At 41.6% G+C, this 24,482-nt stretch carries 19 protein-coding genes and 1 riboswitch; of the genes, 8 read left to right on the top strand and 11 right to left on the bottom strand.

Going from position 1 to position 24,482, the window contains the following annotated elements:
* Positions 1–8: 8 nt before the first annotated feature.
* The 3 genes from gatA to KR50_RS11170 form a co-directional block, all read right to left on the bottom strand.
* On the bottom strand, positions 9–1,466 hold the full coding sequence (gatA, locus tag KR50_RS11180; RefSeq protein ID WP_041058438.1) for an Asp-tRNA(Asn)/Glu-tRNA(Gln) amidotransferase subunit GatA: 1,458 nt from the start codon (positions 1,464–1,466) through the stop codon (positions 9–11).
* Between the two features lie 14 nt (positions 1,467–1,480).
* Positions 1,481–1,771 carry an Asp-tRNA(Asn)/Glu-tRNA(Gln) amidotransferase subunit GatC gene (gene gatC, locus KR50_RS11175; protein WP_041058436.1) on the bottom strand — a complete coding sequence of 97 codons (291 nt, stop codon included), beginning with the start codon at positions 1,769–1,771 and terminating at the stop codon, positions 1,481–1,483.
* Between the two features lie 465 nt (positions 1,772–2,236).
* Positions 2,237–2,668 (bottom strand): YueI family protein, encoded by a 432-nt coding sequence (locus KR50_RS11170; RefSeq protein ID WP_041058435.1) that lies wholly within the window; start codon positions 2,666–2,668, stop codon positions 2,237–2,239.
* A 533-nt stretch (positions 2,669–3,201) separates the two neighbouring features.
* Between KR50_RS11170 and putP the strand changes: the two genes are divergently transcribed.
* From putP to KR50_RS11140, 6 genes are all read left to right on the top strand, one after another.
* Positions 3,202–4,641: a sodium/proline symporter PutP gene (putP, locus tag KR50_RS11165; RefSeq protein ID WP_052477061.1), complete on the top strand. Its 1,440-nt coding sequence runs from the start codon at positions 3,202–3,204 to the stop codon at positions 4,639–4,641.
* A 341-nt stretch (positions 4,642–4,982) separates the two neighbouring features.
* On the top strand, positions 4,983–6,848 hold the full coding sequence (glgB, locus tag KR50_RS11160) for a 1,4-alpha-glucan branching protein GlgB (protein WP_041058741.1): 1,866 nt from the start codon (positions 4,983–4,985) through the stop codon (positions 6,846–6,848).
* Between the two features lie 40 nt (positions 6,849–6,888).
* Entirely contained in the window at positions 6,889–8,046 is a 1,158-nt protein-coding gene (locus KR50_RS18290) for a glucose-1-phosphate adenylyltransferase (RefSeq protein WP_041058433.1), read from the top strand.
* The gene (locus tag KR50_RS11150; RefSeq protein WP_041058430.1) at positions 8,043–9,068 is read left to right on the top strand and encodes a GlgC family sugar phosphate nucleotidyltransferase; all 1,026 of its coding nucleotides are present in this window, start codon (positions 8,043–8,045) and stop codon (positions 9,066–9,068) included. Before KR50_RS18290 ends, KR50_RS11150 begins: the two co-directional genes overlap by 4 nt.
* Positions 9,065–10,504 carry a glycogen synthase GlgA gene (gene glgA / locus KR50_RS11145; RefSeq protein ID WP_041058427.1) on the top strand — a complete coding sequence of 480 codons (1,440 nt, stop codon included), beginning with the start codon at positions 9,065–9,067 and terminating at the stop codon, positions 10,502–10,504. Before KR50_RS11150 ends, glgA begins: the two co-directional genes overlap by 4 nt.
* A gap of 3 nt (positions 10,505–10,507) precedes the next feature.
* On the top strand, positions 10,508–12,907 hold the full coding sequence (locus KR50_RS11140) for a glycogen/starch/alpha-glucan phosphorylase (protein WP_041058424.1): 2,400 nt from the start codon (positions 10,508–10,510) through the stop codon (positions 12,905–12,907).
* 100 nt (positions 12,908–13,007) lie between these two features.
* Here the strand turns inward: KR50_RS11140 and KR50_RS11135 are convergent, their stop codons facing one another.
* The 7 genes from KR50_RS11135 to KR50_RS11105 all read right to left on the bottom strand — a co-directional run bounded on the left by KR50_RS11135 (position 13,008) and on the right by KR50_RS11105 (position 22,819).
* The gene (locus KR50_RS11135; RefSeq protein WP_041058422.1) at positions 13,008–14,222 is read right to left on the bottom strand and encodes a CamS family sex pheromone protein; all 1,215 of its coding nucleotides are present in this window, start codon (positions 14,220–14,222) and stop codon (positions 13,008–13,010) included.
* Between the two features lie 7 nt (positions 14,223–14,229).
* Positions 14,230–16,245, bottom strand: a complete 2,016-nt coding sequence (gene ligA, locus KR50_RS11130) for an NAD-dependent DNA ligase LigA (RefSeq protein ID WP_041058420.1) — start codon at positions 16,243–16,245, stop codon at positions 14,230–14,232.
* Positions 16,246–16,259: 14 nt separating this feature from the next.
* Positions 16,260–18,497 carry a DNA helicase PcrA gene (pcrA, locus tag KR50_RS11125; protein ID WP_041058418.1) on the bottom strand — a complete coding sequence of 746 codons (2,238 nt, stop codon included), beginning with the start codon at positions 18,495–18,497 and terminating at the stop codon, positions 16,260–16,262.
* Between the two features lie 52 nt (positions 18,498–18,549).
* Entirely contained in the window at positions 18,550–19,224 is a 675-nt protein-coding gene (gene pcrB / locus KR50_RS11120) for a heptaprenylglyceryl phosphate synthase (protein WP_041058416.1), read from the bottom strand.
* Between the two features lie 433 nt (positions 19,225–19,657).
* Positions 19,658–19,972, bottom strand: a complete 315-nt coding sequence (locus KR50_RS11115; protein WP_041058415.1) for a YerC/YecD family TrpR-related protein — start codon at positions 19,970–19,972, stop codon at positions 19,658–19,660.
* Positions 19,973–19,997: 25 nt separating this feature from the next.
* On the bottom strand, positions 19,998–21,044 hold the full coding sequence (locus tag KR50_RS11110) for a DUF3048 domain-containing protein (protein WP_041058413.1): 1,047 nt from the start codon (positions 21,042–21,044) through the stop codon (positions 19,998–20,000).
* A 41-nt stretch (positions 21,045–21,085) separates the two neighbouring features.
* Positions 21,086–22,819, bottom strand: coding sequence for an adenine deaminase C-terminal domain-containing protein (locus tag KR50_RS11105; RefSeq protein ID WP_041058410.1), 1,734 nt, complete (start codon positions 22,817–22,819; stop codon positions 21,086–21,088).
* 177 nt (positions 22,820–22,996) lie between these two features.
* Here KR50_RS11105 and KR50_RS11100 point away from each other — a divergent pair, with 177 nt between their 5' ends.
* On the top strand, positions 22,997–23,275 hold the full coding sequence (locus KR50_RS11100; protein ID WP_198134244.1) for a YgaP family membrane protein: 279 nt from the start codon (positions 22,997–22,999) through the stop codon (positions 23,273–23,275).
* Positions 23,276–23,449: 174 nt separating this feature from the next.
* Positions 23,450–23,770, top strand: coding sequence for a helix-turn-helix domain-containing protein (locus tag KR50_RS11095; protein WP_041058408.1), 321 nt, complete (start codon positions 23,450–23,452; stop codon positions 23,768–23,770).
* Positions 23,771–23,811: 41 nt separating this feature from the next.
* On the opposite strand, the gene sinI is transcribed toward KR50_RS11095, so the two are convergent.
* Positions 23,812–23,961 (bottom strand): DNA-binding anti-repressor SinI, encoded by a 150-nt coding sequence (gene sinI, locus KR50_RS18520; RefSeq protein WP_198134243.1) that lies wholly within the window; start codon positions 23,959–23,961, stop codon positions 23,812–23,814.
* A 34-nt stretch (positions 23,962–23,995) separates the two neighbouring features.
* A riboswitch (cyclic di-GMP riboswitch) is annotated at positions 23,996–24,090 on the bottom strand.
* Positions 24,091–24,482 lie beyond the last annotated feature (392 nt).

The following is a 24,482-nucleotide window of genomic DNA, read 5'->3' as shown; positions in this document are numbered from 1 at the left end:
TCCCCCTCCTACAATCCCGGTTTTTGATTATGATGATCTGTTGCTTGCTCGTATGCATGAGCCACCCGATAAACGGTGCTTTCATCAAAATGTTTACCGATGATTTGAAGACCTAAAGGAAGACCTTGAGATGATAATCCTGCAGGTACTGAAATTCCTGGAACTCCCGCAAGATTCACTGGGATTGTCAGAATATCATTGGCGTACATGGTAAGCGGATCATCTATTTTTTCTCCTATCTTAAACGCGGGCGTAGGAGTAGTTGGCCCAATAACAACATCATACTGTTCAAATATCTGATCAAAGTCCTGCTTGATTAGTGTACGGACCTTTTGCGCTTTTTTATAGTAAGCATCGTAATAACCCGAGCTTAGTGCATAGGTTCCAAGCATAATCCGGCGTTTTACTTCGTCACCAAACCCTTCTGAACGGGTTTTCTTATATAAATCAATCAGGTTTTCAGCATTTTCAGCACGATAGCCGTAACGAATGCCGTCAAAACGGGCTAGATTGGCAGAAGCTTCAGATGAAGAAAGCAAATAATACGTCGCGACACCGTACTTCGAATGAGGCAATGACACTTCATCCACCGTTGCTCCAAGTCCTTCAAGTACTTTCAAGGCTTCGCGGACCGATGCACGGACTTCTTCACTGACCCCTTCACCGAGGTATTCTTTCGGGACTGCCACTTTTAAGCCTTTGATATCGCCCGTTAACGCAGCGCGATAATTCGGAACAGGAACATTAGCAGAAGTGGAATCATTCGGATCAAGGCCTGCAATTGCTTCTAATAAATAGGCATTATCCTCGACATTGCGTGTAATTGGACCAATTTGATCCAGCGATGATGCAAAAGCAATCAATCCAAAACGTGATACACGGCCATATGTAGGTTTAAGACCAACTACACCGCAAAAAGATGCCGGTTGACGAATAGAACCGCCTGTATCTGAACCTAACGAAAAGGGAACCTCTCCAGCTGCAACTGCAGCAGCTGAACCGCCTGAAGAACCGCCTGGAACTGTGTCCAAATTCCATGGGTTTTTCGTTTTAGCCCAGTGTGAATTTTCCGTAGAAGATCCCATTGCAAATTCATCCATATTTAATTTTCCTATTGTAATCGCATCGGATGCTTGCAGTTTGTCGACCACCGTTGCATTGTAAATAGGATCAAAGTTGCCAAGCATTTTACTTGCTGCAGTTGTACGCAGACCTTTTGTGACGATATTATCTTTCACACCGATCGGCATACCAAACAGCATGCCCTTATGATCTGAGGATATCTTAGATTGCAGCTCTTCGGCCTGGGCAAGTGCACGCTCTTCATCAAGCGTTACAAAAGCCTGTACCTTGTCTTCCACTTGGGCGATTCGCTTGTAGGATTCCCGTACAAGATCTGTTACGGTAATTTCTTTTTTATTCAGCAGTCCTTGAAGATCTGCGAGTTTATGGTCAAATAATGACATCTTCTTTCCCCTCTCTATTCCAGGATTGTCGGCACTTTTACCTGGCCATCCTGATGATCCGGTGCGTTTTTCAATACCTCTTCACGTGGAAGGCCGCCTGTCGACTTATCTTCACGCATGATATTTTTCATTTCCAGCACATGTGTAGTCGGTTCTACATGATCTGTATCGAGTTCATTCAGCTGTTCTGCAAATGTAATGATAGAACCGAGCTGTTCTGCAAATTTTTCTGCTTCCTGTTCTGTAATCGCAAGACGCGCCAAATGGGCTACGTGCTTTACTTCATCTGTTGTTATTTTCGTCATTGTGTCAGTCACCTCCGCGTTTGTTCGAACACTCACAATACTGTTTATCATACCAAAAAGCCGCTTTACAAGGCAAACGGCATCTATAAATTAATTATGGATAATTGTTTCTATTGATTATTTATTACCTAATATCCTTCGTTTTATATGTACCTCAAGCTTTCCGCGTACTGACACATTCCCATTTTATACAGTGTGCGTTTCTATTTAAATAGAAGAAAAGCAAAAATCAGGCAATATAAAAAGAGCTTGGGACAAAAGGTGTCTCAAGCTCTTTGACCGGTTCACTTCGCTTAGGTGGACGCTTTCCGCAGGGACGGTGCTTGAGCCCTCCTCAGGCTTTGTGCTGCGGGGTCTCAAGCAACCGTCATATCCTGCTGGAGTCGCCACCTTCCGCTCCGCTCACATTTTACTAATGACATATACTGCCTCATTTTTAATCTTTTTTAAGTTACGTTCCAACCCTTACCCAAATAATCGTTTAAAAAAAGATGGCTTTTCTTTCTTCTCTTTTACATTCTTCCTCTTGGGAATCTCGATGTCTGCTTTTTCTACTGCATCAGAATGCGCCAGTACAAGTCCATATTCTGCATTGTGCTCTTTATTAGAAACAACTGTGTACGGCAATTTGTGCTCATCTGCTAACTGAATATATTTAGAGTAAAATCGATAATTCATATTTCCATTTAAAAACATTTTAAGATCATGGTTCTCTTTTGCGGCTTGTTTAATTTCCGGATAAACCGATTCTTCCCTCACCTGGTTCTGATACAAAACAAACTCGATTCTTTCCCGAATCGTACCTAGATATTTTCGCCTTTCGTCTGGCAGCGTTTCTTTTGCTCCGTATATCCCGTCCTGAAGATAATCATCTACGCTCTTTTGCTGTTTGCTCATCTTCCCCACCTCATTTCACCTTGTATTGCATTCTGCACTTCAATTGTACTTCTTATTATGCTTATATTCACGTCAAATAAGCGCCTTAAACGTGACAACTCCTGTAACTTTCGACCCTTCTCATCTATTTGATGAAATTGATGCATAAAAAATGGTTTGTTTGAGACAATAGATACAAAACGAATTTGTGTATGATAACAAGTATTTGGCAAATATTTCGTTTTTTTCCCGTTATTAAAACGTTACAGGTTTTACCACTTATCCTCCAAAAGTATTATTAGAATTATTAGAATAGTTTTACTTTAATTTTATTTAAAATCACGCTAAACCCTTGATGGAATAAGGAAGTAAGTCGAAATTACCATCCATTACCTAGTTTAGCTTCCTTGAATAAAGGTTATTTGTTTGTTAGGTTATTCAACTGTAAGTGTCTTCGTGTGGAGACAACTTTAAATTATGGAAGGGGAGATATTGTGGAAGCTGTCACGATTGGATGGGAAGTTTACATTTCATTAGCGCTTTACTTTATCGGAATGCTTGGCATCGGTTGGTATGCCTACAAAAAATCAACAGGAGATTTATCGGAGTATATGCTTGGGGGAAGAAAAGTTGGCCCTGCAGTAACGGCACTATCTGCCGGAGCATCTGACATGAGTGGATGGATGCTGCTTGGTTTACCAGGCTCGATCTATGTTTCCGGACTTTCGGGCATGTGGATTGCGGTTGGTTTATCAATTGGTGCATACTTAAATTATATTTTAGTTGCACCTCGCCTGCGTACATATACGGAGGTAGCGAACGATTCAATTACAATACCGGATTATTTTGAAAATCGATTTGTGGATAATACGAAAATTTTGCGATTTGTTTCTGCCATCGTAATTATTATTTTCTTTACCGTGTACACTTCATCAGGCATGGTAGCCGGAGGAGTTCTGTTCCAGAGCGCATTTGGCATTGAATATTTCACCGGCTTGGTTATTACGGCAAGCGTAGTTCTTGCATACACATTGTTTGGAGGATTCCTTGCTGTTAGTATCACAGACTTTGTACAGGGCTGTATTATGTTTCTTGCATTAATTCTAGTACCTGTCGTTGCCTTTATGGAACTCGGCGGAGTAGGCCCTACTTTTGATACACTTGAAGCAGTGGATCCTACCCTTACTTCATTTTTTGAAGGTACGACTGTTCTTGGCATGATCGGCCTGCTTGCATGGGGACTTGGTTATTTCGGACAGCCTCATATCATCGTCCGTTTTATGGCAATTCGTGATGTTAAGTCTTTAACTGCCGCTAGAAGAATTGGTATGACGTGGATGGTCGTTGCCATAATTGGAGCACTTTTCACTGGACTGACCGGTCTTGCTTACATTACAACGACAGGACAGGAATTGGCTGATCCGGAGACAATCTTCGTCTTCTTCTCACAAGTCTTATTCCATCCGATTATTTCCGGATTCCTTCTTGCTGCTATATTGGCAGCGATTATGAGTACGATTTCTTCTCAGCTTCTCGTAACTTCAAGTGCGCTGACTGAAGACTTCTATAATACATTCTTGAAGCGTAACGCTTCTGATAAAGAATTAGTATTGGTCGGCCGTATAGCTGTTCTTATCGTAGCGATTGTTGCCGTTATGCTATCCCTTGATTCAGACAGCACCATTCTTGATCTAGTGAGTAACGCATGGGCAGGATTTGGGTCAGCCTTTGGACCAGCCATTCTGCTAAGCCTTTACTGGAAGCGAATGAACCGCTGGGGTGCTCTAGCAGGAATGCTCGTTGGAGCTATTACTGTCATCCTGTGGGTATATGTATTTGATTTAAGCGGGTTCTTATATGAAATGGTACCAGGATTCTTCTTAAGTTTCCTTGCTATTATTGTAGTGAGCCTGACAACTGGAAACTCCCGTAAGCCTGTACGTGAAGGCTATGACGAGTTTGAAAAAGTACATGAAGTGGAATCAAACAAATAAATCTTCAGTCTTGCTTAGAACAAATTGAATACTTGCTTCTTAAATCCGAAAAGGGAATATATTCCCTTTTCGGATTTTTACTGTCTAATGATTAATTTAAGGAAAATAAGGGTACAGAAGATTAACTTCATTTTTCTAATAGCTGCTAAATAATTGAAAATAACGAATGGGCAGATAATTTATTTCCAGGGTCTATTTAACTGATGATAGGACAAATTATACAGAAACCATTTGGAGATGTGGACAAATCTTTTTAGTAAAATTCTTTTCTTTCAAGGGTTTTCCCCCCTTGATGTAGAATAGCTAATTTATACACACTTATGAAAGGATGAGGGCCTCTAATGATTGCTGCACCAAGCGAATTCGACGTACATTTGTTTCACGAAGGTAAATTGTATCAAGCCCATAAATTATTTGGGTCGCACTTAATAAAAAAGCGCTCTGCTACCCTGCTGACCCGTTTTACTGTTTGGGCTCCTCACGCCGTTTCCGTATCGGTAGTAGGAAATTTTAACAATTGGGATCCTGGTGCACACCCCTTAGAAAAATTAAATAATGAAGGCATCTGGAGTATCGGTGTTGAACGGGATCTTGAGGGCGAGGTTTATAAGTACTCTATTCAAACAGCCAGTGGGGATGTTGTGTTGAAAGCAGATCCCTATGCGTTTTATTCAGAACTTCGTCCGAATACTGCTTCTATTGTTTATGACACAAAGGGATATACCTGGAATGATAAACTTTATAGGCAGCGCGTCAGAAGGAGAAGACCTGTCTATGAAAGACCGCTCGCGATTTATGAGCTTCATTTAAATTCCTGGAAGCAAAAGGAAGATGGTTCTTATTATACGTACCGCGAACTAGCGGATGAACTAATTCCGTATATAAAAGACAGAGGCTTTACTCATATTGAAATACTCCCGCTGACTGAGCACCCTCTTGATGCTTCCTGGGGTTATCAGGGGATCGGATACTTTTCTCCGACGGCCCGTTTTGGAACGCCTCATGATTTGATGTATTTTATTGACCATTGTCATCAGGAAGACATTGGCGTTCTGCTTGACTGGGTGCCGGGACATTTTTGCAAGGATGCGCAGGGACTTTATATGTTTGATGGAGAACCGACATATGAGTACGATACATTCAGCGACCGGGAAAACATTGAATGGGGCACGGCTAATTTTAATTTAGCTAAGGGAGAAGTGCGGAGCTTCCTTATATCAAACGCTTTATACTGGATTGAAACATTTAAGATTGACGGTCTCCGAGTTGATGCTGTGGCAAATATGCTTTACTGGGCCAATAGTGAGCCTGCAGCGGTTAACCCGTATACAATTGAGTTTCTTAAGGAATTGAATACAGCTGTATTTAATGAACATCCACAATTCCTGATGATGGCAGAAGATTCTACTGATTGGTCCAATGTCACCACCCCCGTCCACGAAGGCGGTCTGGGGTTCAATTACAAATGGAATATGGGCTGGATGAATGATGTGCTGGATTACATGGAACGTTCTCCATTTGAACGAAAGCATCATCATCATAAAATGACTTTTTCTCTTGTGTATGCTTACTCGGAGAATTTTATTTTACCGCTGTCTCATGATGAAGTTGTGCATGGTAAGCGTTCTCTCTTGCATAAGATGCCAGGAGACTACTGGGAAAAATTCGCCCAGCTCAGATTACTTTTATCGTTTATGATCGTTCACCCGGGAAAAAAGCTTCTCTTTATGGGAGCCGAGTTTGGTCAATATGACGAATGGAAATTTGTTCAGGGCCTGGACTGGTTTTTAAAAGAGTATGACTCTCATGCAAAGACGGATGTTTTTACAAAGGATCTTCTCGCCTTTTATCTTGGGCAAAAGGCACTTTATCAGTTAGACCATGAACCTGAAGGGTTTGAATGGATCGATGCAGATAACGCTGAGCAGAGTATTTATACGTTCATTCGAAAAGGAAAAAGAAAAAGTGATACACTTGTCATCGCATGTAATTTCACAGGTATAACTTATGAGACATTCAAAGTCGGTGTCCCGATGAAAGGGAAATGGACCGAAGTATTTAACAGCAACCGGACTGAATATGGCGGTTCAGGTCATTTTCATGAAACTAATACGGAAACTGAAAACGTTTCGATCCACAACCGTGATCAAGCAATATCAATTTCCATCCCGCCATTTGGAATGACGGTGTGGAAACCTTACAAATAATGAAACAAGATTAAAACTAGTGAATAAGGGGTGTGACATGATGGTCAAGAAAAAATGTGTTGCCATGTTATTAGCAGGAGGACAAGGAAGCCGTCTTCAGTCGCTTACCACAAGCATAGCAAAACCGGCTGTACCGTTCGGAGGAAAATACAGAATTATTGATTTCACGCTTAGTAACTGCACAAATTCAGGCATTGATACTGTAGGCGTACTGACGCAGTATCAGCCGCTGGTACTCAATTCCTACATTGGAATCGGCAGCGCATGGGATCTGGATCGCCGAAATGGCGGTGTTACCGTTCTCCCTCCTTATACCGAAGCATCCGGAGTTAAATGGTACAGCGGAACGGCAAATGCCATTTACCACAATATGAAATACATTGAGCAGTACAATCCTGAATACGTTCTTATTCTGTCTGGAGATCATATTTACAAAATGGACTACTCCAAAATGCTTGACTACCATATCCAAAATGAAGCGGAAGCAACGATATCCGTTGTAGAAGTTCCATGGGATGAAGCAAGCCGATTTGGCATTATGAATACAAATAAAGAGTATGAAATCCTTGAATTTGATGAAAAGCCGGCTGAACCAAAAAGCAATCTTGCTTCCATGGGGATTTATATTTTTAACTGGAAAGCATTAAAAGAGTTCTTAGAGGTTGATAATGTAAATGAAGAATCCAGCCATGACTTCGGTAAAGATCTTATCCCGCTTTTCTTAAACGAAGACAAGCGCCTGATGGCCTATCCATTTGATGGCTACTGGAAAGATGTCGGTACTGTAAAAAGTCTATGGGAAGCCAATATGGATCTTTTGGAAGAAAACCCAGGGCTGAATCTGTTTGATCACTCGTGGAGAATTTATTCCCGTAACCCAAACCAGCCGCCGCAATATATCTCGCACCACGCAGAGGTCAAAGAATCTCTGGTTAATGAAGGCTGCTTTATTGAAGGAAAAGTCCAGAACTCGGTCATTTTCCAAGGGGTTAAAACGGGAGAAGGTTCATTTATTGATGAAGCAGTGATTATGCCTGATGCTGTTATAGGCAAAAATGCGGTAGTCAAAAGAGCCATCGTACCGGAAAACATTCACGTACCGGACGGGATAACTATTGAACCGGAAGACGGATCTTCAGACATCATTCTTGTAACTGATGAATTGATTGCGAAATTAAGAAAGGACGTGACTGCATGAGTCGTTTATTAGGTGTAATTGATGCTACAAATGTAGTTGGAGGTTTGCAGGATCTTTCCCTTAATCGTTCCGTAGCCTCCATCCCCTTTGCCGGGAGATATCGATTTGTAGATTTCATCTTATCCAATATGGTGAATTCAGGGGTTGAAAGTGTAGCAATATTCCCTAAGCACCAGTATCGCTCACTAATGGATCATATCGGATCAGGTAAAAATTGGGATCTGGACCGAAAAAAAGACGGGTTGTTTTTTCTTCCTCCCTTCTTCGAACCTAATGAAAACAGTACAGTAGGTTCATTTGCCCGCCTTGAGCAGCATCTGGACTTCTTTAAACGAAGCCATCAGGACTATGTCTTTATTGCTAACAGCTATGTGATAACCAATATAGATATTGAAGAAGCTCTGGCTGAACATTTAATTCATGACCACGATATTACAGAGCTTGTGAACCATACACATTCCCTTGATATGTATATTGTGAAAAAATCTTTGTTAATTGAGTTGATCGAGGACCGGAAAAATTCACAATTTATTTCTGTATCAGATGTTGTCAATCAGCCGCTTCATAATTTTAAAATCGGCACATATACGCACTCTGGTTATGCTGCCATTATGAAAACCATTGAAGCCTATTTCCATCACTCGATGAAGCTGCTCGATCCTGTTGTCTGGAATCAGCTTTTCCCGGCTGACCGCCCTGTCTTTACGAAGGTAAAAGATGAGCCGCCTACACGTTATACTGCAGCTTCTACTGTCACAAATTCCATGATTGCAAATGGAGCAGTTATTGAAGGTAAAGTAGACAGCAGCATTATATCAAGAGCTGTTAAAATCGGCAGAAATTCTCACGTCACCAATTGTGTCATTATGCAAAAAAGCCAGATTGGTGAAGGCTGTACGCTCGAGTATGTCATTATGGATAAAGATGTAAGGGTTTTAGATGGTGTTACGTTAAAAGGATCACCTGAAAAACCGCTGGTTCTGCGTAAAGGCACCGTACGCGATATGGCGGTGAGTATATGAAGATATTATTTGCAGTATCTGAATGTGCTCCATTTATCAAGTCTGGAGGCCTCGGCGATGTAGCCGGGGCTCTTCCTAAAGAGCTGAAAAAAATGGGATCTGATGTTCGTGTAATGATGCCTAAGTACTCGATGATAGCAGAAGAGCTGCGTCAGAAAGCAAAGAAAATTACTTCTATTTCCATTCCAATGGCATGGAGAAGCCAATATTGCGGAATTGAAACACTTGTACATAATGACGTGACGTATTACCTGATTGATAATGAATATTATTTTTACCGGGATTCTCTTTACGGGCATGGAGATGATGGGGAACGTTTTTCGTTTTTCTGTCAGGCTGTGCTTGAGTCTCTCCCAGTCATTCCTTTTAAGCCCGATCTGATTCATTGTCATGACTGGCATACTGGAATGGTCCCTTTTTTACTTGACCGTAAATACCGAAATGATCCTTATTACAGAGATATGAGAACTGTGTTCACAATCCATAATCTCCAGTTCCAAGGGTGGTTTCAGCCAGATATATTGGGAGATTACCTCAATTTAGAAGATTATCACTATCATTCAGGAGATTTGGAATACAATGGTTCCGTCAATTTTATGAAAGGCGCAATTTTAAGCTCAAACGCTCTCACCACAGTGAGTCCGACTTACCGCGATGAAATCCAGACCCCCTTTTTCGGCGAACAGCTGGATGGAATTTTACGAGAGCAGTCATTTAAATTGCACGGAATTCTCAATGGAATTGACACAGAAAGCTACAATCCTGAAAGCGACCCTCTTATTGAAACGAATTACACACTCGCTACGATCGAAAAGAAAGATGAAAATAAATTAGCGCTTCAACGGCAGTTTAATCTGCCGGAGGATAAAGATATTCCTGTAATCGCAATGGTTACCCGCTTGACGGAGCAAAAAGGGCTGTCCCTTGTTCAACGAGTCATGCATGAACTGCTTGAAGAAGAAAAACTGCAGCTGATTGTCCTTGGCAGCGGAGAATATGAATACGAAGACTATTTTAATTATCTTGCCGGAACATATCCTGATCAGGCAGGAGTTTACATTGGTTTCAGCGAGGAAATTGCCCATAAAATTTATGCCGGAGCAGATTACTTTCTTATGCCTTCTCTTTTCGAGCCCTGTGGACTTAGCCAATTAATCTCATTTCAATATGGTACCGTCCCTATTGCGAGAGAAACAGGCGGGCTAAACGATACGGTTCAACCACTCAACGAAACGGATTTAACCGGAAATGGCTTTACGTTCACCCACTACAATGCTCACGACATGAAGCATACAATTCAGCGAGCTCTATCCTTCTATCAGGATGAACACGCATGGCCGGCTTTAAGGGAAAATGCCATGACCAAAGATTATAGCTGGGCACAGTCTGCTGCTCAATACCATGAGCTTTATTCTAAACTTAAGAGGAGGCATTAATTCATGTTCCATAGTAAAGATGAATTTAAAGCTTCTTTTTCCCAAAGGCTGGAACAAACAGCCGGTGTTTCATTTGCTAATTCCACGAAGCAGCACCAATATCAAGCCCTGGGCATGATGGTACGGGAATTTGTCAGTACCAACTGGATTGTTTCAAATGAAGAAATTCGCCAGAGCGGACAGAAGGAAGTTTACTATTTATCGATTGAGTTTTTACTTGGAAGACTTCTGGTCAGCTCACTAGTCAATCTTGGCGTGAAAGACATGGTTGAAAGCGGACTGCAAGAGTTAGGAATTGATTTAAGTGAACTGGAAGAAGCTGAAGCGGATGCAGGACTTGGAAATGGCGGACTTGGACGTCTGGCTGCCTGTTTCCTTGATTCAATGGCTTCGTTAAAACTCTCTGGACATGGACATGGAATCCGTTACAAACACGGCCTGTTTGAACAAAAAATTATTGATGGCTATCAGGTTGAACTGCCGGAACAATGGCTTCGCAACGGCAATGTCTGGGAAGTCCGCAAGCCTGATCTGGCCATTGAAGTTCCGTTTTGGGGAGACGTTCAATGGATTGAGAAAAATGGCAAGCTGACTTTTGTTCACGAGCATGCTGAAACCGTTTTGGCAGTTCCATTTGATATGCCGGTGCTTGGCTACGACACCACACGCGTGAACACACTTCGATTATGGGGAGCAGAACCGGCTAAGCATTACCCCCCTCATAAGGACTTTATGCAGTATAAAAGAGATACAGAGCAAATCTCGGAATTCCTGTATCCAAATGATATGTCTAATGACGGAAAAATCCTCCGGTTGAAGCAGCAATATTTTCTTGTACGCTCAAGTCTAAAAAGCATTATAAATGATTACAAGGAAAATCACAGTGATTTATATGATTTCCATGAGCATGTGGCGATTCATATAAATGATACCCACCCTGCCATAGCCATTCCTGAGCTTATGAGGATCTTTATTGATGAAGAAGGAATGAAATGGGATCAGGCATGGACGATTGTTACAAATACTATTTCATATACAAATCACACCATTCTCTCTGAGGCGATGGAAAAATGGTCGATTGATCTTTTCAAGCCGCTCTTCCCTCGTATTTATATGATTGTCGAAGAGATAAACGAGCGTTTTTGCAAAGAGCTGTGGAGGGAATATCCCGGTGACTGGGACCGCATTGAGCAAATGGCCATTATTGCACATGGATTTGTTAAAATGGCTCACCTTTCTATTGTCGGCAGCCACAGTGTTAATGGGGTAGCAAAACTTCATACAGAAATACTAAAAAAACGGGAAATGAAAAATTTTCATGAATTTTATCCGGAGCGTTTTTCAAATAAAACGAACGGCATTACCCACAGGCGCTGGCTTTTACAGGCAAATCCTGAGCTAACCTCTTCGATTTCAAAAGCAATCGGGACAAATTGGATAGCTGAACCTCAGCAGTTGGCAGAACTCGAAAAATTTGCAAATGACTCTTCATTTCAACTTGAAATAGATGAAATGAAGCAAAAGAAAAAAAGAGAACTGGCTAAGATTATCTTTGACCGCGATTTTCTCGCTGTGGACGAGCACTCCATTTTTGATGTTCAAATTAAACGGCTTCATGCATATAAAAGACAGCTGCTTAATGTACTTCATATTATGCACTTGTATAATCGCATGAAAGAAGACTCTTCCTTCAGGCCTCATCCTAGAACATTTATATTCGGTGCGAAAGCGGCACCTGGTTATGAATATGCTAAAAAAGTGATTAAGCTTATACATTCTGTTGCCAATATTGTGAATTATGATCCTATATCAAAGGATACTCTTCGTGTGGTTTTCTTAGACAACTATCGTGTCTCCCTGGCAGAAAAAATTATTCCGGCTACAAACGTCAGTGAACAAATTTCTACAGCAAGTAAAGAAGCTTCCGGTACGGGAAATATGAAGTTTATGATGAATGGCGCCGTGACGCTTGGCACACTCGACGGTGCTAACGTAGAAATAGGTGATCTGGTAGGCCCTGAAAATTTATTCATTTTCGGATTAAAGGCAGAAGAGATTATGCACTTTGAAAAATACGGAGGCTATCATTCTCATGACTACTATCACAATGACCGAAGAATCAAACAAGTAGTAGATCAATTAACCTCCGGCTTTTTCCGGGACTCTTATTACGACTTTGAAACCCTTTCAGATTCATTATTAATGGAAAACGATCAGTACTTTTTATTGAAGGATTTTTCAGCTTATGCAGATGCCCAGGATCAAGTTGCAGCTGCTTATGCTGACCGAAAAAGATGGTTGAATATGAGCATTCACAACATTGCTCATTCCGGATTTTTCTCAAGTGATCGCACGGTCAGTGAGTATGCCAAAGACATATGGAATGTTCATCCGCTCTCATAGAAAAAGCTTCTGTGTCCAAATTCGACACAGAAGCTTTTCTTTTTCTCCCCCGTTGATTATCTCTGACATTGGGGTTCTTAGGAATAGTGATTATTCCTTTTTAATGCTCGTATATATGCACGAATGGCTCCGTTTCCTCTGACTCTTTAAGAATCAATGCTTCAGGTCCATTCGCTGATGTAATACTTACCTCGATAGCAAAATAAGAAGGAAACTGATCAATGAGTCTGCCTGCAATAAACTGGGTAAAACCGACAATTTCTGCTTTGCCGTAAAACTGAATAGGAATATCAATTTTCAAATTTGTAAGCTGGTCACCTTGATAGCGTCCAGTTCCAATGACACTATTGAAATTTGGAAAATAGGTTTCTACATCTTGTTTGAAATTTAGAAACGCTGTCTCGTCATCTCGAAAGTTTTCATTTGCTTCACTTGATGGAAACAGCACATAGTTTTCATTTAAGGCACTCCAGTCTCCCAATTCATCCGATCCGCCCGCAGCAGACGAATACCCTATAAAATTACCAGGTATAACTGCATTCCTAGGTTCCTGCTTAAATAATGCAACCGTAATTGGAACATCTGCGAGATCTGCTTTTTCAGGATCTTCTTGTGCCATCGTCCTCATTCTTTGAACGACTTCCTGAGCCATCTTCTTGCCTTCTTCTTCTAACTTGTCTGTCGGAATCGGTTCTTCAAAGGTAGCGCCGAATGGATTATTGTCATCCTGATAATAATACACTGAATTCAGGGCGAGACCCACCACGACTCCGCCAAGCCGGACCTTGCTTTCGTCTTCTCCTGATTTAGCAAAATAGTTATGCTCCTGGATATGTGCCAGATAGATAGGACTGTTTTTTGCACGCTCTTCTCTATTTCCTTCACCTGAATCAATTGGATTCAGTCCAACATTTTCTTCAGGTTCAAGATCGTTTTCTCCGAGCTGCGCTTCATTGTATTCACGAGAAAGCCAGCTTGTAATCGTTCCACTGTCGAGAAATTGACCAGGCTGAAAAAAATAATCAGCCGAATCAAAACTTTGCTGGGCAATTCTCATTAAGCCGCTTTCTAGTTCTGCTACATCAAAGTTGGATGCAACATTATTTACAACCATTCCTCTTGAAGGAGAGGGTTCAAATGGCAGCAGTGTTCGATAATAATCTTCTGAAATTTGGAAATTAGGAATAATAACTGTCTGACTTTCTGTTTCTTCCGGTACATTTTCCTGAACGACTTCATCTTCCTGCTGAAACGTAGGCATACATCCGCCTAGCAATAACACAGCTCCAAATGCAGCTGCCGACCATTTTTTCATAGTAGCCTTACACCTCTTGTCCGTTTATTTCTTCCAGGAGCCTGTTTTCATCCCATACTATAATCCCCAGTTCCTGTGCCTTGGACAGTTTGGAACCTGCTTCTTCTCCTGCAACAAGCAAATCTGTTTTTTTACTTACACTGCCAGTTACTTTACCGCCAAGTATCTCTATTTTCTCTTTCGCTTCATTGCGTGTCAATTGTACCAATTTCCCAGTTAGGACAACTACTTTACCTGAAAAAGCGGAATTGGTGTTTTCTGAGCGGGAAAGCTTAGGTCCTTTGTAGGTTAAATTCACTCCTGCTTCTTCAAGTTCGCTGATCAGTTCCTTGACTTCTTCCTGGCTAAAATAAGTGACGATGCTTGAAGCCATTTTGTCACCAATTTCATCTATTTTCAGTAAATCTTCTTCAGAAGCGGCCATAAGCGCGTGCATGTTTTCAAAATGCTGGGCAATTGTTTTTGCGGCTTTTGCACCAACATGTCGAATTCCAAGTCCAAACAATAGTTTTTCTAAGGAGTTTTCTTTTGATGCTTCTATCGCGTTTAATAGATTGGCAGCAGACTTTTCTGCCATGCGCTCTAATGCTATTACATTTTCCAGTGTTAATCGGTAAAGATCTGCCACATCTTCGATTAAATTTTCGCGATACAGCTGGGCCACGACTTTTTCTCCCAGGCCGTCGATATTCATTGCATTTCTGGACACAAAATGAATGAGTCCTTCCTGAATCTGAGCCGGGCATTTTGGATTGAGGCATCGCAGTGCCACTTCTCCTTCGAGCCGTTCAAGTTCACTTTCACAGGCAGGACAATGAGTCGGCATCGTGAATTCCTTTTCTTCTCCGGTTCGCCGGTCTGTTATCACACTGACAACCTCGGGAATAATATCCCCTGCTTTTTTCACTACAACATGGTCTCCGATTCGGATATCTTTTTCCCGAATCAAGTCTTCATTATGAAGGGAAGCCCGTCCAACCGTTGTTCCTGCTACTAAAACCGGCTCAAGCAGTGCTGTAGGCGTCACAACGCCTGTACGTCCGATACTAAGCTCAATATCATGCAGAACCGTTACAACTTCCTCTGCAGGGAATTTAAACGCAATTGCCCATCGGGGACTTTTCGCAGTTGTTCCAAGCTCATCCTGATGGGAAAGTGAATCGACTTTTATCACGATTCCATCAATATCATATTGCAGATCAGCCCGTTTTTCCGTCCATTCTTTAATATAATCAAGCACTTCTTCAACAGACGCACATTTCCGCCGCTCCTTATTGGTCTTGAAACCCAGCTCTGATAAAAGATCCAGGCCCGCGCTTTGTGCTTCCACTCCTGTTTCTCCCGGGTCGCCTATGCCATATAAAAATAAATCTAAATTTCTTGATGAAGCAATTCGCGGATCCAGCTGTCTGAGAGAGCCCGCTGCAGCATTTCTAGGATTAGCAAAAGGCAGTTCATTTCTTTTTTCTTTTTCCTCATTAAGAGCAATGAAAGAGGAACGCGGCATAAACGCTTCTCCTCTAACTTCAATACTGAAGGGCTGCGTTAAACGCAGCGGGATGGAGCGGATGGTTTTAAGATTAATCGTAATATCTTCTCCAATCGACCCATCTCCCCGCGTAGCTCCCTGCACAAAAAGTCCGTTCTCGTATCGGAGAGATACCGCGAGTCCATCGATTTTAAGCTCGCATATATAGGAAATATTGTCTCCGACAGCTTTGCGAACACGCTTATCAAAATCGCGCAAATCCTGTTCATTAAATGCGTTTCCGAGGCTCAGCATTGGATTTTTATGATTTACTTTTGAAAATTGTTCCAGAACAGATCCGCCCACCCGCTGTGTTGGAGAATCCGGTGTCATCAGATCAGGGTGTTCTTCTTCAAGCTGCTTCAGCTCATGAAGAAGCTGATCATATTCGACATCCTGAACAGACGGCTTGTCCAATACATGGTATTCATAGTTGTATTGCCGCAGTAAATCCTGAAGTTCTTTTACTCTCGATTCTGCAGTTGCGTGATCCATTTATCGTCTTCCTTTCATTCCGTTACTTTATTAACAGGAGCAAACTTTGCTAAAAGACGCTTGATGCCGGTAGGACTTGGAAATGCAATATCGAGTTCCATTGAATCGCCTTCGCCCTTGACGCTGACGACCGTTCCAACTCCCCATTTACCGTGGGATGCTTTATCTCCAACACTCCAGCCAATACCACTTCCCCCTGTATCTTTAGGAGCAGGACGGCTGACAGGTTTTCTTGGTGCGGGTCTGCTTTGGCCAAATGACCCGGTGCTTCTTCCCCTGCCGAATGGGTTGGATGACGCTTCTTTTTTCATCGGTTCCTCTATCAGCTCACTAGGGATTTCTGCAATAAATCGTGAAACTGGATTCATGTTTGTCCGTCCAAAAAGAGTTCTCATCTGAGCATTTGAAATAAACAGCTCTTCTTCAGCTCTTGTGATCCCTACGTAAGCAAGTCTTCGTTCTTCTTCCATTTCCGCTTCTTCCATCAATGAACGGCTGTGCGGAAATACCCCTTCTTCCAAGCCTAATAAAAATACGACCGGAAACTCCAGCCCTTTTGCAGAATGCAGTGTCATCAGCGTGACAAGCTCAGTTGCTGTTTCTTCTTTATCGAGCTGGTCAATATCTGCAACAAGCGCAAGATCAGTTAAAAAAGCAATCAGGCTTTTGTCTTCGCTCGCATCTTCAAATGCTTTTGTGACCGATAGAAACTCATCTATATTTTCGAGACGGCTTTGCGCTTCTATTGTTTTTTCTGCTTTCAGCGCCTCTTTGTAGCCGGATTTATCGATGATATCTTCAACCAATTCTGTAACCGATAAATACTCCTGCATCTGTGTGTAATTGGAGAGAAAATCACGAAACGCAATAACGGTTTTCGTAATTTTAGGACTGATGTCAATAAAATCTCCCAATCCGAGCGCATCATACATCGACATATCGTGATCTCTTGCATAATTTGCAATGCGGTCCACAGAAGTCGAGCCTACTCCGCGCTTTGGCACATTAATAATTCTGGTTAAGCTAATGTCATCCGCCGGATTTGCGACTAATCGAAGATAAGCAAGGATGTCCTTGATTTCTTTTCTGTCATAGAATTTCGTACCTCCAACAATCGCATAGTCAATGTTGGATTTCATTAATACTTCCTCCATTACACGGGACTGTGCATTTGTCCGGTAGAGGATCGCAAAATCTGATCTTTTTCTTTTACCAGATTGAACAAGTTCATTAATTTTACCTGCTACAAATTGAGCTTCTCCCTGCTCACTGTCAGCTCTATAATAGGATATTTTTTGACCGTCTGTATTTTCGGTCCACAGATTTTTAGGTTTTCGGTTCGGGTTGTTTTGAATAACCTGATTGGCCGCATCCAGTATTTTTTTGGTCGACCGGTAATTTTGTTCGAGCATGATCACTGTTGCATTTGGATAATCCTTTTCAAAGGACATGATGTTCGTGATATCTGCTCCACGCCAGCGATAGATGGATTGGTCTGAATCTCCGACAACACATAAATTTTTAAAGCGGGAGGCAAGCTGCTTCACCAGCATATATTGTGCACGGTTCGTATCCTGATACTCATCCACATGGATAAATTGAAATTTGCGTTGATAAAATTCAAGCACCTCAGGGATCCGTTCGAACAGGTGGATCGTCTGCATGATCAAGTCATCAAAATCAAGCGCAGAATTTTTCCGCAGTCTGCTTTGATATTCTGTGAAGATTTCACTGATCTTCTGATCAAAATAGCTTCCCGCTTCTTTGGCAAACTGTTCAGGCGTAGTCAGCTCATTTTTAGCAGAGGATATGACAGACAAAATGCCTCTTGGATCAAATTGCTTCGGATCCAAATTTTTATCTTTGAGTATTCGTTTGATCACGGATTGCTGATCGGTGGAATCAAGAATAGTGAAGTTTCGATTGAAACCAATGCGGTCAATGTCTCTTCGCAAGATCCTTACGCACATCGAATGAAAGGTTGAAATCCATACGTTTTCTGATGCTCCGCCGAGGATTTCTCCAACACGGTTTTTCATTTCTCTTGCTGCTTTATTCGTAAAGGTTATCGCTAAAATATTGTACGGGGCGACTCCTTTTTCTATCATTAGATAGGCAATCCTGTGTGTCAGAACGCGTGTCTTTCCAGACCCCGCTCCTGCCATAATCAAAAGAGGGCCTTCTGTAGCTTTTATCGCTCTAGCCTGCTCAGGATTCATTCCTTTAAGTAATCGATCTGTTAAAAATTGCATTCCCTCACCACCTCGAACATTTGTTCTTATTATATAATAGTAACAAGACTATTTATAGGATTGTTTTTAACGCTTCATTTAAATTTTCATAAAGCAGGTTGCCTACAACAATCACGTCGGCCCGCTCTGCCATTTCTTCGGCTCTTTGCTTTGAAGTAATACCGCCCCCATAAAAGAAAACCGTCTTTGAAAGTTCCTGCCCAACAGCCTGTACAACAGCAGGATCTCCATACATTCCACTGTATTCCAAATAAAAAACCGGCAGATGAAACAGCCGCTCTGACATTCGTGCATAGGCAATAATATCGTCTTTTGACAGCTCCGTTTTCGCTTGTGTAAGTCTGGCCGCTTTACAATCCGGGTTCACAATGCAGTAGCCTTCTGCCATTATTTCTTCCCAGTTCATTAAATCGCCGTGTTCTTTCACTGCATCATGGTGAAGTCCGGTAATCCATTTTGGATCGCTGGCATTTAAGACTGTAGGAATAAAATATAAATCAAATCCAGGTGTGACCGAATCCAGAGTAGATACTTCAAGAACGCAAGGCACTGAATAACGGCGTACCCTGACCATTAAGTCGAGTACGTTTTCAAGCGTAACGCCGTCTGTACCTCCTATCATGACTGCATCAGTGCCAGACTCACAGATCTTTTCTAATGCACGATCTGAAAGCTCCTTATTCGGATCAAGTTTAAATACATGTTTCCATTCCTGGACATCATACATGCTGCATCCTCCATTTCACTTTCGTTCCTTTTCAAACTTTATCCGTACCATTATAGCATCCTATGGGGGAAGCTTAAAGCATGGGAAGCAGCCCCTCATGGGAATCAGTCTGATTTAAAATTCAGCAAATTAAAAAGAGGCTGGGACAAATGTCTCAACCTCTTCAAACCGGTTCTCTGCGCTTCAGACGGACGCTTTCCGCAGGAACGGTGCTTAAGCCCTCCTCAGGCTCTGCCTTGCGGGGTCTCAAGCAACCGTCATATCCTGCTGGAGTCGCCATCTTCCGCTCCGTTCACCTCAAATTTACTAATAAAAAGACCTCAATTTAAACATCTTTCACATTTCTGTCCCAGCCTCTTTAAAAGACTGCTTAAGTGACAACACTAAGTCGTGAAATCAGCCATGACAAGTCCTGCCTGATTTCAAACCAATACTACTTATTTTCTTCTGCCTCTTCAGTTGAGTGAATGCGGCCCAAAACAAGTGAGTACGTGTCATTGCCATAGTTGAGGCATCTCTTCACGCGGGATATAGTAGCCGTGCTGGCACCGGTTTCTGTTTCAATCTTGTGATAGGTTTTGCCATCCCGAAGCATACGGGCAACTTCGAGCCGCTGAGCGAGTGATTGAATTTCATTAATGGTACAAAGATCATCGAAAAATCGATAACATTCGTCCAGGTCTTTTAGTGAAAGAACTGCATTAAAAAGCTGATCGAGTTCTTTTCCTCTTAATTTATCTATTTGCATAATGTCAGAACGACTCCTTTTATAATTAATCAAATACGGTGACCAGCTGATCGAATCCTTTATCCTCAGGAATAAGATGAATCCAGGTCAACCCTGGAGATAATGGAGCGGGCTTGCCATTATAATATGGGATCATCCGTCCGTTTTCTTCTTCCCATTTCATCTCGAAATAAGTCCCTTTTGTAAACAGATAGGCATTTCCTCCTGATGAAAGGTCGATATCCAGTCGGCCCTGTTCATCAATCAAGCGGTGACCAGCTTCCATAATTAAAATATTGGCAATAGATACGGGTTCATTTGTTTCTCCATCAATGGTTTGTTCCCCTGCACTTATTCTTGAATAGGAATCGTCAGAAGGCTCATAGGAATATTCACTCGTGTACGTTTCATTTCCATCATACGTCACGGAAAATTGGGAGACAGCTGTTTCCAGGGAAAGGTCAGCCTGATTTGAAAATGTCATGCCGGCAGGTGCACCTTCAAGCGAGACACCTTTTCTTTTTGCTCCTTGTTCAAAAAAAGCAGAACTACTGTATGAATTATGCGGAGCTGCACGATCTGAAGAACGAACGAACAATTCTCCATCATATTGTATCCCATTTATATGCTCAATCACACCATTTTCAAGCATGGAAAAAGCATCCGGACTATAGCCGTGGGCAACAAAAAAGCTGTTATACGCTCCGGCCAGCTTGATATGATAATCACGTGCACTTCTAATTGGTCCTACTCGTTCTGGGTATTGACTTTGATAAATGGCAAGAAGACGTGTGACGCCTCCTTCAGCCAGTACTTCATATATGATATCTGCTTCTGCCAGTCCGCTTTGAGGACGAGCTTTGGGATGGTTATTTATAATAACTGAAATGGCTCTATTATTACTGCTTACCGGTTCTCCAGATAAAGGTGACATTTCTTCAGCAGCAGACGAGTTCACTTTTTCTGTGTCATCTCTCTGCTGTTTTTCAGAAAGGTTATTTTCCTGGTCTGTCAGTTGCTGATTTTCCGCTTCTTGATTCACGCTGCAGGCTACCATCAAACTTGCGATCATTACCAGTAAAACTCGTTTCATAGAGCTGACACCTCGTAAATACATTGTCTTACTTTCTCATTTTAACGCATTATCGTTGGAAAGAGTACCGTTTTCTTTTTAACGTCGTAAAGTCCTTTTTGGGTGATTCGGACATAGGGCAAATGAGTGGAAGATAAAAATAGCAGCGTATAAACCGGATCCTCGTGTTTGTATCCTCTTTCTCTTACAATTTCCCTCAAAGTCTCTTCTGCATCCATTATCATCTCCATCGGTTCCCTTGACATCATCCCGCCAATTGTAAGAGGAATTTCATGGAGCACTTCCCCCTGATCGACAAGCACAATGCCACCCTGAAGGTTACGTATTCGAGAAAAAGCGGTTTGAATGTCTTTCTTTGACTTCCCTATGAAGATCAGGTCACCTGTATTTGAGAAAGAAGATCCAAGCGCTCCAAGGTTTTGAACAAATCCTTTTATAACCGTACATATTTTCCATTTGCCAAACCGGTCGATCAGCATCAAAAAGCTTTCGTCGCTATCTCGATTCAGTTCATCAACAGATGTATCAATATTAATAGAATATGGTTTTGTAATGACATTATTCACCATTTCGATTCCAAAAGGCATGGAAAACTGAAGATCATCGTCAGTCAGTTCCCAATCAAGCTTTAAAGGAGGAATTAAGGACCAGTCTGGCTGCTCAATAAACAGCGTTCTCTCTCCCTCTTTTTTTAACCACTGCCCTTTTGATAGGACAGACTCCGGAGTAGGATCTTCTATTGAATGGAGCACATTCAAGGTCGCCTGTCTGCCGGTTGCGATCATTCCCTGCATGAATTCCATCCGATAATATTTCGCAATTGAATAAGATGCCATATGGTAAGCGTCAACTGGATCAACCCCAGCGTCCAGGGCAATTTTAATTAAGCGGTCCATAACCCCATCACGATAAAAAGAAGGCGTGGAACCATCCGTAGTCATCATAAGTGAATCAAATGATTGTAGCCCTTTTTCTTTCAGTTCGGTAATGATCTTCGACAGATCCGGCCGAATGGAAGAATGTCGCAGCGTAACAGCCAGTCCTTGTTCCAAACGCATCCAGGCCTCTTCTCCAGTCATTGACTCATGATCGCCTGTTACACCTAAAAGTGTCATTCTTGCAATCGTTTTTTCAGAAGCCCCAGGCAAATGCCCTTCGACGCGCTTATAATGGATCCTTGCTTCCTGCATCCAGCTTAAAAGCATATCGTCGCCATCAACCAGCTTTGGCCAGCTTGTAAGCTCTCCGGCAAGCAGAACACTTGGATCTGCAAGCCACTGCCGTATTTCCCCATTTGTAAAAAGTTCTTCTTCATTAATAATTTCTGTCTGAGCATCAAGCCTTGCCCACCAGTAGAAGGAAAGTGAGGACTTCTTGAATTGTTGTATAAAAGGAAGCGCTTTCTTTTTATTATTTAATAATAGCATCATCAAGTTGTCCGAAATAAACGTAGTCGTACCGCTTTGAGATGCATATTCAGCGAAAGATTGGGGATTATATAGCTGAAATGGATGTACATGAGGTTCAATGTAACCGGGCACAACCCACTTATCTGTTAAATCTGTGATTTCTGTATTCGTTGTATTTTCCGGGAGTTTAGTTCCCGCATATACAATTCGATCGCAGTAGATCCATATATGCCCCTTTATCCATGACTTTAAGGAAGAATTAAGGTAGGTGGCATTTGTCAGCAGCTTCGTTGGGGCAAGGTTGCCGTCTAGAACAGCTGTATGTTCTCTTAAATGCTCAATCTTCCATGGAAAACGTTGCTCCATCTTACCATTTCCTCCTGACATGTAATCCGTGTATACATCATTATTTTACCTGTCTCAGAGCTTAGAAGTGCAGCTTTTTGCAGGATTAAAATAATGGTTTAATCGTATCATATTTTACATGTCACCGCATTAAAGAGCAGCAGATTTACAAAAAAAAAGATATTGGAGTGAATGTACATGAGATCAAATATCGGAAGAACAAATTCTTACATTCGAACCATCGCAGGTTTTACCATCTTAAGTATTGCTACTGCCAGAATGGCCAAAAAACCATGGAAGAAGTCATTTTTCCTGCTCGCTGTTTTAGGGGCCATGAAGGTAGCAGAAGGATTAATGCAGTTCTGTCCTTTGGTAGCGCTATGGGATAAAAGAAACAACTGGATGGACGATGCTCTTAACTGGGAAAGTGAAACGAGCAACTATCTTCACCATTCAGAGGTAGGATCAGGAGAGTAGCGAATGAACGAGTTAACAAGCCCTTTTGAACCATCAATCAACCTACATCTCCCTTTCTAACTGACCTATCATCTCAACTTTGTAAAAATTCGTGCGTTATAGTGTCCATTTTATAATTTTATGATAAAATGGAGAAATAAGTCGAAATTTAATACTTCAAGGTGTGTGATGGTGATGATTGGTGATCGCGTGAAGGCTCTTCGTAAAGAAAAAAACATGTCTCTCTCTGAATTAGCGGAACAAGCAGGGGTTGCAAAATCTTATGTAAGCTCTTTAGAGAGAAACCTCCAGCAAAATCCTTCAATCCAGTTCCTAGATAAAATCGCTCCGGTTCTTGGAGTGACGGTCAATACTTTACTCGATCCTGATGATAATCAGAAGGATGTTGACACCGACTGGGTTAATTTAGCCAAATCGGCAATGGAATCTGGCATATCAAAAGAACAGTTCAAAGAATTTATTGAATTTAATAAGTGGCGAATCAACAAAAAATGACCTGTGCGTATTGAAGATGCACCGGTCATTTTTTCGATTATTCACCCTACTGCTACGCTTCTTCTTTCCCGTTCACGATGAAGATTTTTCCCCTTTAAAAAATCTTCAATTTCACATTCAGAAATCCCCGCCATTAGAGCTTCGTTAATCAGAGCCACCCATTCCAAATCCACTTCCGCTGCTCGACCCATTTTATTCCCCTCCCAAAATACTATTTGCAGTACCTCAGGCGGCTCAGCCGTCATAGCACCCTCCAACTGTATGCCTTAGACCTGTAAGCTTTGCGTCCCAATTTTTCAACTGGTTTGCCCTTAACTGTTCTTACATGAAGCTGAAGCAATAACTGTCATTTCCTTTTCTGTGACCGGATTTAACTACTTAATAATATCTTAACACCATTTAACTCCTTGCCATATAGTAGTTTAGAACTAAGTATTCTGACTTTTCCGACATCAAAAGACAAAAATTTAAAAATCGTGGTCATACGAAAGGAAAAAACAGTAAAATCTACTCCCTCTTTTTCCCTAATCGAGGAAAGAATAAACATAAATAAAAATAGATATTAACAAATAGAACGGGAAATCAATAATCTAGTATAAACAACACCTGTTCTTTATTAAGAAATTCATACTGTTATTATACGGTTTTTGATCGTAATATAAAATAGTTATATTCCCTAAAAACCATTCATTATGACAATAATAACCCATTA

This window comes from Jeotgalibacillus campisalis (genome assembly GCF_000829515.1).
Lineage (GTDB): Bacteria > Bacillota > Bacilli > Bacillales > Jeotgalibacillaceae > Jeotgalibacillus > Jeotgalibacillus campisalis.
This window is presented reverse-complemented; position numbering and strand designations above follow the sequence as displayed.

Bases quoted from the DNA above. Each gene is read 5' to 3' on its own strand.
- gatC (WP_041058436.1), bottom strand. From the start codon at position 1,771: ATGACGAAAATAACAACAGATGAAGTAAAGCACGTAGCCCATTTGGCG.
- KR50_RS11100 (WP_198134244.1), top strand. From the start codon at position 22,997: ATGAGATCAAATATCGGAAGAACAAATTCTTACATTCGAACCATCGCA.
- KR50_RS11110 (WP_041058413.1), bottom strand. From the start codon at position 21,044: ATGAAACGAGTTTTACTGGTAATGATCGCAAGTTTGATGGTAGCCTGC.
- pcrA (WP_041058418.1), bottom strand. From the start codon at position 18,497: ATGCAATTTTTAACAGATCGATTACTTAAAGGAATGAATCCTGAGCAG.
- KR50_RS11170 (WP_041058435.1), bottom strand. From the start codon at position 2,668: ATGAGCAAACAGCAAAAGAGCGTAGATGATTATCTTCAGGACGGGATA.
- KR50_RS11115 (WP_041058415.1), bottom strand. From the start codon at position 19,972: ATGCAAATAGATAAATTAAGAGGAAAAGAACTCGATCAGCTTTTTAAT.
- KR50_RS11135 (WP_041058422.1), bottom strand. From the start codon at position 14,222: ATGAAAAAATGGTCGGCAGCTGCATTTGGAGCTGTGTTATTGCTAGGC.
- glgA (WP_041058427.1), top strand. From the start codon at position 9,065: ATGAAGATATTATTTGCAGTATCTGAATGTGCTCCATTTATCAAGTCT.
- glgB (WP_041058741.1), top strand. From the start codon at position 4,983: ATGATTGCTGCACCAAGCGAATTCGACGTACATTTGTTTCACGAAGGT.
- ligA (WP_041058420.1), bottom strand. From the start codon at position 16,245: ATGGATCACGCAACTGCAGAATCGAGAGTAAAAGAACTTCAGGATTTA.
- KR50_RS11140 (WP_041058424.1), top strand. From the start codon at position 10,508: ATGTTCCATAGTAAAGATGAATTTAAAGCTTCTTTTTCCCAAAGGCTG.
- putP (WP_052477061.1), top strand. From the start codon at position 3,202: ATGCTTGGCATCGGTTGGTATGCCTACAAAAAATCAACAGGAGATTTA.
- KR50_RS11095 (WP_041058408.1), top strand. From the start codon at position 23,450: ATGATTGGTGATCGCGTGAAGGCTCTTCGTAAAGAAAAAAACATGTCT.
- KR50_RS11105 (WP_041058410.1), bottom strand. From the start codon at position 22,819: ATGGAGCAACGTTTTCCATGGAAGATTGAGCATTTAAGAGAACATACA.
- KR50_RS18290 (WP_041058433.1), top strand. From the start codon at position 6,889: ATGGTCAAGAAAAAATGTGTTGCCATGTTATTAGCAGGAGGACAAGGA.
- gatA (WP_041058438.1), bottom strand. From the start codon at position 1,466: ATGTCATTATTTGACCATAAACTCGCAGATCTTCAAGGACTGCTGAAT.
- pcrB (WP_041058416.1), bottom strand. From the start codon at position 19,224: ATGTATGATGTCCAGGAATGGAAACATGTATTTAAACTTGATCCGAAT.
- KR50_RS11150 (WP_041058430.1), top strand. From the start codon at position 8,043: ATGAGTCGTTTATTAGGTGTAATTGATGCTACAAATGTAGTTGGAGGT.
- sinI (WP_198134243.1), bottom strand. From the start codon at position 23,961: ATGGGTCGAGCAGCGGAAGTGGATTTGGAATGGGTGGCTCTGATTAAC.